This window comes from Streptomyces kronopolitis, assembly GCF_050953795.1.
Taxonomy (GTDB): domain Bacteria; phylum Actinomycetota; class Actinomycetes; order Streptomycetales; family Streptomycetaceae; genus Streptomyces; species Streptomyces kronopolitis_A.
In genome coordinates, this window is the sequence record NZ_CP191850.1 from 2,979,401 (window position 1) to 2,993,587 (window position 14,187).

Genomic DNA, 14,187 nt, shown 5'->3' on the forward strand with positions numbered 1-14,187 from the left:
CCCGGATGGCCCGGCGGCCGCGGACCGCGGCACCGGAACCGGAACCGGCGATCGAGCAAGGGGGCTCGTACTGATGGAGCAGGCACCGGTGCTGGGGAGTACCGCCGATCCGGCGTCCGACTCCTGGCGTGCCAACGAGGCCGCGCACCGCGAGCTGGCCGAGCAGCTGCGCGGGAAGCTCGCGGCGGCCCGGCTGGGCGGCGGCGAGAAGGCCCGGGCGCGGCACACCGCGCGCGGCAAGCTGCTGCCGCGCGACCGGGTGGACGCCCTGCTGGACCCCGGCTCGCCGTTCCTGGAGCTGGCGCCGCTGGCCGCGGACGGGATGTACGGCGGGGCCGCGCCGGCCGCGGGGGTGATCGCCGGCATCGGCCGGGTCTCCGGCCGCGAGACGGTGATCGTCGCCAACGACGCCACGGTCAAGGGCGGCACGTATTACCCGATGACGGTCAAGAAGCACCTGCGGGCGCAGGAGATCGCCCTGGAGAACCGCCTGCCCTGTCTGTATCTCGTGGACTCCGGCGGCGCCTTCCTCCCGATGCAGGACGAGGTCTTCCCCGACCGGGAGCACTTCGGGCGGATCTTCTACAACCAGGCGCGGATGTCGGGGGCGGGGATCCCGCAGATCGCCGCGGTGCTGGGCTCGTGCACGGCCGGCGGCGCGTACGTGCCCGCGATGAGCGACGAGGCCGTGATCGTCCGCAACCAGGGGACGATCTTCCTGGGCGGGCCGCCGCTGGTGAAGGCCGCCACCGGCGAGGTCGTCACCGCCGAGGAGCTGGGCGGCGGCGAGGTGCACTCCCGCACCTCCGGCGTCACCGACCACCTCGCCGAGGACGACGCCCATGCGCTGCGCCTGGTGCGCACCATCGTCGGCACCCTCGGCGAGCGCGCGCCGCTGCCCTGGACGGTGCGGACCGTCGAGGAGCCCAAGGCCGACCCGTCGGGGCTGTACGGCATGGTGCCCGCCGACTCCCGTACGCCCTATGACGTCCGGGAGGTGATCGCCCGCCTCGTGGACGGCTCGCGCTTCGCCGAGTTCAAGGCGGAGTACGGCACGACGCTGGTCACCGGCTTCGCCCACCTCCACGGCCACCCGGTCGGCATCGTCGCCAACAACGGCATCCTGTTCTCCGAATCCGCCCAGAAGGGCGCCCACTTCATCGAGCTGTGCGACCAGCGCGGCATCCCGCTGCTGTTCCTGCAGAACATCTCCGGCTTCATGGTGGGGCGTTCGTACGAGGCCGGCGGCATCGCCAAGCACGGCGCGAAGATGGTGACGGCGGTGGCCTGCACCCGCGTGCCCAAGCTGACGGTCGTCATCGGCGGCTCCTACGGGGCGGGCAACTACTCCATGTGCGGCCGGGCCTACTCGCCCCGCTTCCTGTGGATGTGGCCGAACGCCAAGATCTCGGTGATGGGCGGCGAACAGGCCGCCTCCGTCCTCGCCACCGTCAAGCGCGACCAGCTGGAGGCGCGCGGCGAGGAGTGGAGCGCCGAGGACGAGGACGCCTTCAAGGCGCCGGTCCGCGCGCAGTACGAGACCCAGGGCAGCGCCTACTACGCGACGGCGCGGCTGTGGGACGACGGCGTGATCGACCCGCTGGAGACCCGGCAGGTGCTGGGCCTGGCGCTGACCGCCTGTGCCAACGCGCCGCTCCCCGAAAAGGACAGCACCGCGCCCGGCTACGGCGTCTTCCGGATGTGAGAGGGATGTCCCCAGGTATGGCCACCAATTTCGACACCGTGCTCATCGCCAACCGCGGCGAGATCGCGGTCCGTGTCATCCGCACCCTGCGCGCCCTCGGCATCCGCTCGGTCGCGGTCTTCAGCGACGCGGACGCCGACGCCCGGCACGTCCGGGAGGCCGACACGGCCGTGCGGCTCGGCCCGGCCCCGGCCGCCGAGAGTTATCTGTCCGTGGAGCGGCTGCTGGACGCGGCCGCCCGCAGCGGCGCGCAGGCCGTCCACCCCGGCTACGGCTTCCTCGCCGAGAACGCCGCGTTCGCCCGGGCCTGCGCCGGCGCCGGGCTGGTCTTCATCGGCCCGTCCGCCGAGGCCATCGAGCTGATGGGCGACAAGATCCGGGCCAAGGAGACGGTGCGCCAGGCCGGCGTCCCGGTCGTCCCCGGCTCCTCGGGCAGCGGCCTGGACGACGCCCAACTGGCCGCCGCGGCGCGGGAGATCGGCATGCCGGTGCTGCTCAAGCCATCCGCGGGCGGCGGTGGCAAGGGCATGCGGCTGGTCCGCGAGGAGGCGCTGCTGGCCGACGAGATCGCGTCCGCGCGCCGCGAGGCCCGCTCCTCCTTCGGCGACGACACCCTGCTCGTCGAGCGCTGGATCGACCGGCCCCGGCACATCGAGATCCAGGTCCTGGCCGACGGCCACGGCCACGTCATCCACCTCGGCGAGCGCGAGTGCTCCCTGCAGCGCCGCCACCAGAAGGTCATCGAGGAGGCGCCCTCGGTGCTGCTCGACGAGGCCACCCGCGCCGCGATGGGCGAGGCGGCCGTCCAGGCGGCCCGCTCCTGCGGCTACCGCGGCGCCGGCACCGTCGAGTTCATCGTCCCGGGCAAGGACCCCGCCTCCTACTACTTCATGGAGATGAACACCCGTCTCCAGGTGGAGCACCCGGTCACCGAGCTGGTCACGGGGCTGGACCTGGTGGAGTGGCAGCTGCGGGTCGCGGCCGGCGAGCGTCTCCCGTACGCCCAGGAGGACATCAGCCTGACCGGGCACGCCATCGAGGCCCGGATCTGCGCCGAGGACCCGGCCCGCGACTTCCTGCCGACCGGCGGCACGGTCCTGGCGCTCCACGAGGTGCAGGGCGAGGGGACGCGTACCGACTCCGGGCTGCTGGCCGGCGTGGAGGTCGGCAGCCGCTACGACCCCATGCTGTCCAAGGTCATCGCCCACGGCCCGGACCGGGCGAGCGCGCTGCGCCGGCTGCGGGCGGCGCTGGGCGACACCGTGACCCTCGGGGTGACGACGAACGCCGGGTTCCTGCGCCGGCTGCTGGCCCACCCGGACGTGGTCTCCGGCGAGCTGGACACCGGGCTGGTGGAGCGGGAGGCGGCCGGACTGGTCGGCGGCCCGGTGCCGGACGAGGTGTACGCGGCGGCCGCCGCGGTGCGCCAGGCCGCGCTGGAGCCGGCGGACGGCGGCTGGCGCGACCCGTTCGCCGCGCCCAGCGGCTTCCGGCTCGGCGGGGAGCCCGCCCCCGTCCGCCACTGGCTGCGGGTGCCGGGCCAGGACCCCGTCGCCCGTGACGTCCGGCCGGACGCACCGGCCGCGCAGGTCACCGCGGACCGGGTCCGCGTCACCGTCGACGGGGTGGTGCACAGCTTCCACCGCGCCGGCGACTGGCTCGGCAGGGACGGCGACTCCTGGCAGGTGACCGATCACGACCCGGTGGCGGCGGCGCTGCGCGGGGCTGCCGGGGCGCACGGCGCGGACACCCTGGCGGCCCCCATGCCGGGCACCGTCACCGTCGTCAAGGTCGCCGTCGGTGACGAGGTGGCCGCCGGCCAGGGCCTGTTGGTCGTGGAGGCGATGAAGATGGAACACGTCATCTCCGCACCGCACGCCGGGACCGTCACCGAACTGGACGTCCTCGCGGGCTCGACCGTCGCCATGGACCAGATCCTGGCCGTGATCGCCCCGCACGAGGAGCCCGACGGGGCCGCGAGCGCCCCCGAGGGCGGACGGGAGAGCAGCTCATGACCGCGGCCGGACTGCCGATGGAGGTCCCCGCTGAGGGGCTGCCCACCCGCGTACGGATCCACGAGGTCGGCGCGCGCGACGGCCTGCAGAACGAGCGGACCGTGGTGCCCACGGAGATCAAGGCGGAGTTCATCCACCGCCTCGCCGACGCGGGCCTGCCGCTCGTCGAGGCCACCAGCTTCGTGCACCCCAAGTGGGTGCCCCAGCTCGCCGACGCCGCGCAGCTGTTCCCGCTGCTGGACGACCTCGATCCGCACCGCCTCCCGGTGCTGGTGCCCAACGAACGCGGCCTGGACCGCGCGCTGGACCTGGGCGCCCGGCGGATCGCGGTGTTCGGCAGCGCCACCGAGTCGTTCGCCAAGGCCAACCTCAACCGCACGGTCGACGAGGCGCTGGCGATGTTCGCGCCGGTCGTCGCCCGGGCCAGGGACGCCGGGGTGCACGTCCGCGGCTATCTCTCGATGTGCTTCGGCGACCCCTGGGAGGGCCCGGTGCCCGTCGCGCAGACCGTCCGGGTCTGCCGCGAGCTGCTCGACCTGGGCTGTGACGAACTGAGCCTGGGCGACACCATCGGCGTGGCCACCCCCGGCCATGTGCAGCACCTGCTCGCCGCCCTCAACGAGGCCGGCGTGGCCACCTCCCGGCTGGGCGTCCACTTCCACGACACCTACGGCCAGGCCCTCGCCAACACCTTCGCCGCGCTCCAGCACGGCATCACCACCATCGACGCCTCGGCGGGCGGCCTCGGCGGCTGCCCGTACGCCAAGAGCGCCACCGGCAACCTCGCCACCGAAGACCTGGTGTGGATGCTGCACGGCCTCGGCATCGAGACCGGCGTCGACCTCGGCCGGCTGACCGCCACCAGCGTGTGGATGGCCGAGGCCCTCGGCCGGCCGAGCCCCTCACGTACCCTCCGCGCCCTCTCCCACAAGGAGTGACCCCCATGTCCCTGGACCACCGTCTCCCCGCCGAGCTGGAAGAACTCCGGCGTACGGTCGAGGCGTTCGCGCACGACGTCGTCGCCCCGAAGATCGGCGAGTACTACGAGCAGCACGCCTTCCCGTACGAGATCGTGCAGGAGATGGGCCGGATGGGCCTGTTCGGCCTGCCGTTCCCCGAGGAGTACGGCGGCATGGGCGGCGACTACCTCGCGCTCGGCATCGCCCTGGAGGAGCTGGCCCGGGTCGACTCCTCGGTGGCCATCACCCTGGAGGCGGGCGTCTCGCTGGGCGCCATGCCGGTCTACCACTTCGGCACGGAGGAGCAGAAGCGCGCGTGGCTGCCCAAGCTGTGCAGCGGTGAGGTGCTGGGCGCCTTCGGCCTCACCGAGCCGGACGGCGGCTCGGACGCCGGCGCCACGCGGACCACCGCGGTGCGCGACGGCGGGGACTGGGTGATCAACGGCAGCAAGTGCTTCATCACCAACTCCGGTACGGAGATCACCGGTCTGGTCACGGTCACCGCCGTCACCGGCCGCAAGGACGACGGCTCCCCGCTGATCTCCTCGATCATCGTCCCGTCCGGCACCCCGGGCTTCACCGTCGGCGCCCCGTACTCCAAGGTCGGCTGGAACGCCTCGGACACCCGCGAGCTGTCCTTCTCCGACGTCCGGGTGCCGGCCGCCAACCTGCTGGGCGAGGAGGGCCGGGGCTACGCCCAGTTCCTGCGGATCCTCGACGAGGGCCGGATCGCCATCGCGGCGCTCGCCACCGGCCTCGCCCAGGGCTGTGTGGACGAGTCGGTGCGCTACGCCAAGGAGCGCAAGGCCTTCGGCAGGCCGATCGGCAGCAACCAGGCGATCCAGTTCAAGCTCGCCGACATGGAGATGCGCGCCCACACCTCCCGGCTGTCCTGGCGCCACGCCGCCTCCCGGCTGGTGCACGGCGAGCCCTTCAAGAAGGAGGCCGCGCTCGCCAAGCTCTACTCGTCCGAGATCGCGGTGGACAACGCCCGCGAGGCGACCCAGATCCACGGCGGGTACGGCTTCATGAACGAGTACCCGGTCGCCCGGATGTGGCGGGACGCGAAGATCCTGGAGATCGGCGAGGGCACCAGCGAGGTCCAGCGGATGCTGATCGCCCGGACGCTGGGCGTCTGACGAGGGGGCCGGACGCCCGCGGACGCCCGGCCCCTCCCCCGCTCAGCGCGCGGGCCAGGGCACCTCCGGCGAACGGTAGTAGCCGATGCCCAGGGCGTCCCAGCGCGGCCCCTGGGCGGCCAGGCGCACCTTGTAGTCGTCCCAGTCATGGGTGGCCGCCGGGGACCAGCCCAGCTCCGCGATGCCGGGCAGCCGCGGGAAGGCCATGTACTCGATGTGCGCGGAGGTGGAGAGGGTCTCGGACCACAGGGGCGCCTCGACGCCCAGGACGGAGTCCGCGGGCGCCCCGTCGAGATAGCGGCCCGGGTCCCAGTCGTAGGACCGCTCGACGCCGACGTAGCCGGCCCAGTTCAGGCCCAGCGGGGTGTCCTTGTCGTACTTCATGTCGAGGTAGGCGCGGTCGGCCGGCGAGAGGATCAGCCGGGTGCCGTTCCTGGCGGCGTCGGCGACCTGCGTGCGCTCCGCCGCGCCGGTCTTGTCGTACCCCCAGTACTGGGCGACGGCTCCCTTGACCGGGTGCGCCCCGGTCAGCTGGTGCCAGCCGATCACGGTCTTGCCGTACTTGGCGACCACCGGCTGCACCTTGTCCATGAAGGCCACGTAGTCCGCGTGGCTGGTGGAGTGCGCCTCGTCGCCGCCGATGTGGAGGTAGCGGCCGGGCGTCAGGGCCGCGAGTTCACGGATGACGTCGTCGACGAAGTCGTAGGTCACCTTCTTCGGCACGCACAGCGAGCTGAAGCCGACGTTGGTGCCGGTGTAGAGCGGCGGGGCCTGGCCGTTGCAGTTCAGCTCGGCGTAGGAGGCGAGCGCGGCGTTGGTGTGGCCGGGCATGTCGATCTCGGGGACCACCGTCAGATAGCGGTCGGCGGCGTAGCGGACGATCTCGCGGTAGTCGTCCTTGGTGTAGTAGCCGCCCTTGCCGCCGCCGACCTGGGTGGAGCCGCCGTAGGTCGCCAGCCGCGGCCAGGACGCCAGGGCGATCCGCCAGCCCTGGTCGTCGGACAGGTGCAGATGCAGCTTGTTGATCTTGTACATGGCGAGCTGGTCGATGTAGCGCTTGACCTGCGCGACGGTGAAGAAGTGCCGGGAGACGTCGAGCATCGCCCCGCGGTAGGCGTAGCGCGGGGAGTCGGTGATGGTGCCGCCGGCGACCCGCCAGGGCCCGCTGCGGGCGCCCCGCCGGCCGTCCGGGGGCAGCAGCTGGCGCAGCGTCTGGACGGCGTGGAAGAGCCCGGCCGGGCGGGCGGCGCTGAGGGTGACCGTGCGGCCGCCGGAGGTCAGGCGGTAGCCCTCGGCGCCCAGCCCCCCGGTGCCGCTGCCGCCGAGCCGCAGCACGATGCCGTCCCGGCCATTCTTGGTGGTCACCGGGAAGGCGAAGCCGGTGGCGGGCCGCAGCAGCGCCGCGAGGTGGCCGGCGATCCGCCGGGCCTCGCCGGAGCCGCCCGGGACGCGGATGGGGGTGCGCGCGCCGAGGGTGACGGCCGCGCCGCCGCCGTGCACGGACGCGGGGGCGGGGATCACACGGTCCAGTGGGGTGGCCTCCCCGGCTGCGGCTCCGGTGGCGCCCTGGGGCGGTACGGCGGCGGTTCCCAGCCCCGCCGCGGCGACCAGCAGCAGCGAGAACAGCAGTCTGCGTCGTCTCATCGACGATCCCTTCGGCGAACGTCGTGCATGGCGTTGGTGCATGGCATGGAGCGACCGAACGGTGACCATGCGTATCGCGACCCCGTGATCCGGTCAAGGTCCAGACCACTTTCCGGCCGCCAAACCGGCGACGTGCCCGATAGCGGGCAGATTTCTTGCGATTCCTCGCGCCGCCCCGCAGTATCAACGAATGCCCGAACGCCGAAACCGCAGCGCCGAAGCGCCGCACGACGACCTGGTGGACCACCTGGTGCGCAGCACACCGCTGCAGCGCGGTGAGGCCACCCGGGTGGTGCTGGAGGTACTGGCGTACTTCGACGAGTCGACGGAGGAGTTCGTCCGCCGCCGCCACCGGGAGCTGCAGTCCCAGGGACTGCGCAACGAGGAGATCTTCGAGCGGGTCCGCCACGAGCTGCCGCACCGCGCCGTGGCCCCGCCCGCTCTCTCGGCCCGCCAGCTGCGCCGGCTCGTCTACGGCTGACGCCCCCGCCACGGGCGCCGGGCACCACTGTTGTCACAACGTTTTCTCGGAGGGTCACTGTATGTGCGGGATCGTCGGCTACATCGGCAAACGTGATGTCGCTCCGCTGCTTCTGGAGGGCCTGCAGCGCCTGGAGTACCGCGGCTACGACTCGGCGGGCATCGCCATCCACGCCAAGGGCACCGGCAAGGCCGCGGGCGGCCTGAAGACCGCCAAGGCCAAGGGCCGGGTGCGGGAGCTGGAGTCGCGGCTGCCGAAGCGCTTCGCGGGCTCCACCGGCATCGCGCACACCCGCTGGGCCACCCACGGCGCCCCCACCGACGAGAACGCCCACCCGCACCTCGACACCGAGGGCAAGGTGGCCGTCGTCCACAACGGCATCATCGACAACGCCGCGGACCTGCGCGCCCGGCTGACCGCCGAGGGCGTCGTCTTCGCCTCCGAGACGGACACCGAGGTGCTGGCCCACCTGATCGGCCGCTCCACGGCCGAGAAGCTGGAGGAGCGGGTCCGCGAGGCGCTGCGGCACATCGAGGGCACCTACGGCATCGCCGTGCTGCACGCCGACTTCCCCGACCGCATCGTGGTCGCCCGCAACGGCTCCCCGGTCGTCCTCGGCATCGGCGAGCACGAGATGTTCGTCTCCTCGGACGTCGCGGCGCTGGTCTCGCACACCCGCCAGGTCGTCACCCTCGACGACGGCGAGATGGCCACGCTCAAGGCCGACGACTACCGCACGTACACCACCGAGGGCTCGCGGACCACGTCCGCCCCGGAGACCGTCGAGTACGCGGCCGAGTCCTACGACCTGGGCGGCCACGACACGTACATGCACAAGGAGATCTCCGAGCAGGCGGACGCGGTGGACCGCGCGCTGCGCGGCCGGATCGACGACCGCTTCTCCACCGTGCACCTCGGCGGCCTGAACCTCGACGCCCGTGAGGCGCGCGGGGTGCGTCGGGTGAAGATCCTGGGCTGCGGCACCTCGTACCACGCGGGCCAGATCGGCGCCCAGATGATCGAGGAGCTGGCCCGCATCCCCTCGGACGCCGAGCCGGCCTCCGAGTTCCGCTACCGCGACCCGGTCGTGGACCCCGACACGCTGTACGTGGCGGTCTCCCAGTCCGGTGAGACCTACGACGTGCTGGCGGCCGTCCAGGAGCTCAAGCGCAAGGGCGCGCGGGTGCTGGGCCTGGTGAACGTGGTGGGCTCGGCGATCGCCCGGGAGACCGACGGCGGCATCTACGTGCACGCCGGACCCGAGGTCTGCGTGGTCTCCACCAAGTGCTTCACCAACATGGTGGTCTCCTTCGCGCTGCTCGCCCTGCACCTGGGCCGGATCCGTGACCTGTCGGTCGCGGACGGCAAGCGGATCATCGACGGCCTGCGCAAGCTGCCCGGCCAGATCGACGAGATCCTCAAGGGCGAGGAAGAGATCAAGAAGCTGTCGGCGGCCTACGCGGACGCCAAGTCGATGATGTTCATCGGCCGGGTGCGCGGCTACCCCGTGGCCCGTGAGGCCTCCCTGAAGCTCAAGGAGGTCTCCTACATCCACGCGGAGGCCTACCCGGCCTCGGAACTCAAGCACGGCCCGCTGGCCCTCATCGAGCCGGCGATGCCGACCGTCGCGATCGTGCCCGACGACGATCTGCTGGAGAAGAACCGCGCCGCGCTGGAGGAGATCAAGGCCCGCAGCGGCCGCATCCTGGCCGTCGCGCACCAGGAGCAGGAGAAGGCCGACCACACCATCGTCGTCCCGAAGAACGAGCCCGAGCTGGACCCGATCCTCATGGGCATCCCGCTCCAACTGCTCGCCTACCACACCGCCCTGGCCCTCGGCCGCGACATCGACAAGCCCCGCAACCTCGCCAAGTCCGTCACGGTCGAATAGCCCGGCCCCGGGGATCTCGCGCCGGGTCAGGCGCAAAAGGCGGCGGCTCCGTGCGTGCCACCAGACGCACGGAGCCGCCGCCTCCCCTGCGCCGGCGTCGCCCATACGCCGGCAGGATGCCGCCCGTCCGGAATCCGTCACCTCCCGGACGGCGGCGCGCAGTTGCCGTGTGCGCGGCCGCCGGGCCCGTTCGCGGCGCGCTCACGTGACCGTTTTCTACCCGTCACAAGCGCACAATCCACCTCGCTGAGCCAGGTAAATATGCCTGCACCGTCTCTCGTGACGCACCCTCAACTATGAGCACACCAAGGGGAGTCGGGGAGAATGAGACCGGCCGGCGAGCGCGGCCGCACCCGCTTCCGGGGGCGCGTCAGGCACGCGTCAGGGGCCCTCCGGGACAGCGCCGGGAGTGCGCCGGGGACGCGTCAGGGGATCACGATGACCGGGCGCCGGGCCCGGCGGGCCAGCCGTCCGGCGACCGAGCCGAAGATCCGGCCGACCAGACCGTGCGTGGAGCCGACCACGATCGCGTCGGCCTCGTACTCCTGGCCGACCTCCTCCAGCTCGTGGCAGATGTCGCCGCCGCGCTCCACGAGGATCCAGGGCACCTCGGAGAGATGATCGGCGCAGGCCAGCTCCAGGCCGAGGACCTCGGTGCGGTGATCCGGCACATCCACGAAGACCGGGGGCTCACAGCCCGCCCAGACGGTCGTCGGCAGCCGGTTGGCCACATGGACGATGATCAACCCGGCGCCGAGACGCCGGGCCATACCGATTGCATACGCCAACGCCCGCTCGCTCGACATGGAGCCGTCGAAGCCCACGACGACGCCGTGGCGGAACGCGGGGTCGCAGGAGTGGCGTGTCTGTTCCGCCGCTTCGAGGTCCGCCATCGGATCGGCGACCTGCTTGCGGTCCGCGGGTTCGGGGATTTCGTGACCGGCCATTGATGTCTCGGCGAGTGCATCCTCTTGCGGAGGGGCGAACGGGGACGGCGATTGACTTGATCCGGCAGTTGACTGAGCTGGCTCGATCGAGGACCGGGAGCCATAGTTCAAAGAGGAACAACACGACTGGGAATCATCTTCCCAACCCGATACCCCAAGAGTACGGCGCCACTCCCCCGCTGCCCAGAGCGCACCGGGGACGCGGAGCGCCCGCGCGAGCCGGGTGGGGCCTCGAACGTTCCCCGGAGCATGCCGGAGCGTGGCGCGGATGGCAATGCCCCGGCCTGCCCCCGTACGTACCCTCTGACGGTGACCCATGATCGCCGGCCGCGTTGTATCCAGCAGCCCGTCCGAGGGGAGCACACGGTGCCGTTGCCGTCCGACAGATCACCCGACCCGGTGAGCGATGTGGTGCGCTGGGGCGCCTTCAGCTGCGCCCTGGTGCCCTTCGTACTGATCCTCAGCGGCGCCTCCTGGACCGGCGCGGCCGGCGCCGCCGCCGGTCTGGGCGCGGTGACCTGCGTGTGTCGCGCACTCTTGCGGCAATCCGAACGGACCGCGGCGCGGGTCCGGGTGCGCGACTTCGGACGACACCGGGACAGAACGGGGCGTCCAGCCCCCTCGGCGCACGCCGGAGGGCGGCATTCCGGAGGGCGTACGCCGGTCAATTGAGGCCGCCGCAAGCACGCGCGCGACCGTTTTCAGCCAACTTCCGGCCGAGGTCCGTACCTTCCCCCGAGCCCCCCTCAACCCTGGTGTGAGCAGGGAGGAAAGGACCGCTGGGCATGGTTGTGCCCTACTGCGAACGGGCAGAGCCGAGACGCGTACTTCCCATGTAGGCCCGACGAGTGGAACGCTTCGTGATCGAATGCTTCGCGCCAAGTTGCCATATCGACATACCAGCGGGTGGTGAACTTGGCACTCCATCCTCACGGAACACAGTAGATTCGATCTTGGTAGTGACGGCGGGGGAACTGTGCAGGACCGAGAGGGCGAGACGACCGAGGGGGGCTTAAGTGCCATGAGCCAGGACTCCGCTGCCGTACCAGATGCCGCACGCAAGCTCGCCGCCCGACGACGCCGCGAAATAGTCGCGGTGCTCCTCTTCAGCGGCGGCCCCATTTTCGAGAGCTCCATTCCGCTCTCGGTCTTCGGCATCGACCGCCAGGACGCAGGCGTCCCGCGGTACCGGCTACTTGTGTGCGCGGGCGAAGATGCGCCTTTGCGCACGACCGGGGGGCTCGAACTGTCGGCCCCCTACGGGCTGGAGGCGATCTCCCGTGCCGGGACGGTCGTCGTACCGGCCTGGCGTTCCATCACCCAGGCCCCGCCGCCCGCCGCGCTCGACGCGCTGCGCCGCGCGCACGAAGAAGGGGCCAGGATCGTCGGGTTGTGCACGGGGGCGTTCGTCCTCGCCGCGGCCGGACTCCTCGACGGCCGGCCGGCCACCACCCACTGGATGTACGCGCCGACGCTCGCCAAGCGTTATCCGTCCGTCCATGTGGACCCGCGCGAGCTCTTCGTCGACGACGGCGACGTGCTCACCTCCGCGGGAACGGCCGCCGGCATCGACCTGTGCCTGCACATCGTGCGCACCGACCACGGCGCGGACGCCGCGAACGCGCTGGCCCGCCGGCTCGTCGTGCCGCCCCGCCGGACCGCGTCCGACATGGGGCACCAGCGCTACCTCGACAGGTCATTACCTGAAGAGATCGGCGCCGACCCGCTCGCCGAGGTCGTCGCCTGGGCGCTGGAGCACCTCCACGAGCAGTTCGACGTGGAGACGCTCGCCGCGCGCGCCTATATGAGCCGGCGCACCTTCGACCGGCGCTTCCGCTCCCTGACGGGAAGCGCTCCGCTCCAGTGGCTGATCACCCAGCGGGTCCTGCAGGCCCAGCGGCTGCTGGAGACCTCCGACTACTCGGTGGACGAGGTCGCGGGCCGCTGCGGCTTCCGCTCGCCGGTGGCGCTGCGCGGCCACTTCCGGCGGCAGCTGGGGGCCTCGCCCGCGGCCTACCGCGCGGCGTACCGCGCACGCCGGCCGCACGGGGCACCCGAAACCTCGCTCAGGCCGGAGCGGGCCGACCGTGCCGAGCGGCCGGAGCGCGAGCGGGCGGCGCTGGGTGCGGGCGGACCGGACCGGTTCGCCGCCGCCGCGCTGGCGGGCCACGGCCTGGCCACCGCGGAAGCGGGCGAATCGGGCACGGCGCAGCCGGACGGCTATGCCTCCCGGCTGGCGGAGGCCGCGGTCGGGCGGGGAGCGCCACGCCCCGTGCTGCCCGGACAGCGCGAGCGCCCCGTAGGGTGAGATGTATGAACGATCGCATGGTGTGGATCGACTGCGAGATGACCGGACTCTCGCTGGCGAATGACGCGCTCATCGAGGTGGCCGCGCTGGTCACCGACTCGGAGCTGAATGTGCTGGGCGACGGGGTGGATGTGGTGATCCGCCCCCCTGCCGAGTCGCTCGGCACCATGCCGGAGGTGGTGCGCCGGATGCACACCGCCTCCGGGCTGCTGGAGGAGCTGGACGGCGGGATCACGCTGGAGGCGGCCGAGGCGCAGGTGCTTGCGTACATCAAGCAGCATGTGCCGGAGCCGGGGAAGGCGCCGCTGTGCGGCAACTCCGTCGGTACCGACCGCGGCTTCCTGCTGCGCGACATGCCGACGCTGGAGAGCTACCTGCACTACCGGATCGTCGACGTCTCGTCCGTGAAGGAACTGGCCCGGCGCTGGTTCCCGCGGGCGTACTTCAACAGTCCGGACAAGAACGGAAACCACCGGGCGCTGGCGGACATCCGCGAATCCATCGCGGAACTGCGTTACTACCGCGAGGCGGTCTTCGTCCCGCAGCCCGGGCCCGACTCGGACACCGCGAAGGCGATCGCCGCCAAGCACGTCCTTCCCGCTGAGCCCGAGTCCGCACCGCAGTGAGCCGCGGGGCGCGTGTCGTGTGGATCTTTGCGGGTCCGCCGTGACCCGCACGACACGCCCTCGGTCCCGGCACGGGAAACCTGGGCGCGAGCACCCCTCAAGACCCTGTACACTTTTCCTCAGCCGGTGGGGAAAAAGAACCACACAGCACCGGCCATGGTGGGTATAGCTCAGACGGTAGAGCACCTGGTTGTGGTCCAGGATGTCGCGGGTTCAAGTCCCGTTACTCACCCCACTTCAAGGCCCCCGACCTCTCAGGTCGGGGGCCTTGGCGTTTGTCGGGAGGGGGCACGGCGAGCCCCCGGGGAATGATCGGCCGGCCGGGGGCCGGGGCGGGGAGGAGTCGGGGCGGCGATCCTGTCCGTGATCATGAGGCGGTGCGGGACGGCGAGGGAGGTCGTCGCGGGGCACGGACGGGCACGGTGATCAAGTCCGGCCCGGCGGGGCCCCGCGGGCCCGGTGGTCCCGGAGG

Annotated in this window: 10 protein-coding genes and 1 tRNA gene; 9 read left to right on the forward strand and 2 right to left on the reverse strand. The window is 72.0% G+C overall.

What is annotated here, in order from left to right; genetic code table 11:
- Positions 1 to 73: 73 nt before the first annotated feature.
- The 4 genes from ACQP17_RS12940 to ACQP17_RS12955 are packed head-to-tail and all read left to right on the forward strand — an operon-like array spanning position 74 to position 5,818.
- Positions 74 to 1,705: a carboxyl transferase domain-containing protein gene (locus tag ACQP17_RS12940; RefSeq protein WP_433856413.1), complete on the forward strand. Its 1,632-nt coding sequence runs from the start codon at positions 74 to 76 to the stop codon at positions 1,703 to 1,705.
- A gap of 17 nt (positions 1,706 to 1,722) precedes the next feature.
- Entirely contained in the window at positions 1,723 to 3,720 is a 1,998-nt protein-coding gene (locus tag ACQP17_RS12945) for a biotin carboxylase N-terminal domain-containing protein (RefSeq protein WP_433856414.1), read from the forward strand.
- A complete protein-coding gene (locus ACQP17_RS12950; RefSeq protein ID WP_433856415.1) occupies positions 3,717 to 4,658 on the forward strand; it encodes a hydroxymethylglutaryl-CoA lyase in 942 nt (313 codons plus the stop codon). Before ACQP17_RS12945 ends, ACQP17_RS12950 begins: the two co-directional genes overlap by 4 nt.
- A 5-nt stretch (positions 4,659 to 4,663) precedes the next feature.
- Positions 4,664 to 5,818 carry an acyl-CoA dehydrogenase family protein gene (locus ACQP17_RS12955; RefSeq protein WP_433856416.1) on the forward strand — a complete coding sequence of 385 codons (1,155 nt, stop codon included), beginning with the start codon at positions 4,664 to 4,666 and terminating at the stop codon, positions 5,816 to 5,818.
- 42 nt (positions 5,819 to 5,860) lie between these two features.
- Here ACQP17_RS12955 and ACQP17_RS12960 read toward each other — a convergent pair whose 3' ends face one another.
- Complete coding sequence (locus ACQP17_RS12960) at positions 5,861 to 7,462, reverse strand: beta-N-acetylhexosaminidase (RefSeq protein ID WP_433856417.1); 1,602 nt, start codon at positions 7,460 to 7,462, stop codon at positions 5,861 to 5,863.
- Between the two features lie 190 nt (positions 7,463 to 7,652).
- Here ACQP17_RS12960 and ACQP17_RS12965 point away from each other — a divergent pair, with 190 nt between their 5' ends.
- Positions 7,653 to 7,943 carry a hypothetical protein gene (locus ACQP17_RS12965; RefSeq protein WP_364879138.1) on the forward strand — a complete coding sequence of 97 codons (291 nt, stop codon included), beginning with the start codon at positions 7,653 to 7,655 and terminating at the stop codon, positions 7,941 to 7,943.
- Between the two features lie 61 nt (positions 7,944 to 8,004).
- Complete coding sequence (glmS, locus tag ACQP17_RS12970; protein WP_433856418.1) at positions 8,005 to 9,834, forward strand: glutamine--fructose-6-phosphate transaminase (isomerizing); 1,830 nt, start codon at positions 8,005 to 8,007, stop codon at positions 9,832 to 9,834.
- Positions 9,835 to 10,259: 425 nt separating this feature from the next.
- Here glmS and ACQP17_RS12975 read toward each other — a convergent pair whose 3' ends face one another.
- Positions 10,260 to 10,781, reverse strand: coding sequence for a universal stress protein (locus ACQP17_RS12975; protein WP_364879142.1), 522 nt, complete (start codon positions 10,779 to 10,781; stop codon positions 10,260 to 10,262).
- Between the two features lie 1,021 nt (positions 10,782 to 11,802).
- Between ACQP17_RS12975 and ACQP17_RS12980 the strand changes: the two genes are divergently transcribed.
- From ACQP17_RS12980 to ACQP17_RS12990, 3 genes are all read left to right on the forward strand, one after another.
- Entirely contained in the window at positions 11,803 to 13,089 is a 1,287-nt protein-coding gene (locus tag ACQP17_RS12980; RefSeq protein ID WP_433856419.1) for a helix-turn-helix domain-containing protein, read from the forward strand.
- Between the two features lie 5 nt (positions 13,090 to 13,094).
- On the forward strand, positions 13,095 to 13,715 hold the full coding sequence (orn, locus tag ACQP17_RS12985) for an oligoribonuclease (protein WP_249635392.1): 621 nt from the start codon (positions 13,095 to 13,097) through the stop codon (positions 13,713 to 13,715).
- A gap of 159 nt (positions 13,716 to 13,874) precedes the next feature.
- Positions 13,875 to 13,950 (forward strand) — tRNA-His (locus tag ACQP17_RS12990).
- Positions 13,951 to 14,187 lie beyond the last annotated feature (237 nt).

Excerpts from the sequence above, each read along its gene's own strand:
- ACQP17_RS12940 (WP_433856413.1), top strand. The coding sequence starts at position 74 with ATGGAGCAGGCACCGGTGCTGGGGAGTACCGCCGATCCGGCGTCCGAC.
- ACQP17_RS12945 (WP_433856414.1), top strand. The coding sequence starts at position 1,723 with ATGGCCACCAATTTCGACACCGTGCTCATCGCCAACCGCGGCGAGATC.
- ACQP17_RS12950 (WP_433856415.1), top strand. The coding sequence starts at position 3,717 with ATGACCGCGGCCGGACTGCCGATGGAGGTCCCCGCTGAGGGGCTGCCC.
- ACQP17_RS12955 (WP_433856416.1), top strand. The coding sequence starts at position 4,664 with ATGTCCCTGGACCACCGTCTCCCCGCCGAGCTGGAAGAACTCCGGCGT.
- ACQP17_RS12960 (WP_433856417.1), bottom strand. The coding sequence starts at position 7,462 with ATGAGACGACGCAGACTGCTGTTCTCGCTGCTGCTGGTCGCCGCGGCG.
- ACQP17_RS12965 (WP_364879138.1), top strand. The coding sequence starts at position 7,653 with ATGCCCGAACGCCGAAACCGCAGCGCCGAAGCGCCGCACGACGACCTG.
- glmS (WP_433856418.1), top strand. The coding sequence starts at position 8,005 with ATGTGCGGGATCGTCGGCTACATCGGCAAACGTGATGTCGCTCCGCTG.
- ACQP17_RS12975 (WP_364879142.1), bottom strand. The coding sequence starts at position 10,781 with ATGGCCGGTCACGAAATCCCCGAACCCGCGGACCGCAAGCAGGTCGCC.
- ACQP17_RS12980 (WP_433856419.1), top strand. The coding sequence starts at position 11,803 with ATGAGCCAGGACTCCGCTGCCGTACCAGATGCCGCACGCAAGCTCGCC.
- orn (WP_249635392.1), top strand. The coding sequence starts at position 13,095 with ATGAACGATCGCATGGTGTGGATCGACTGCGAGATGACCGGACTCTCG.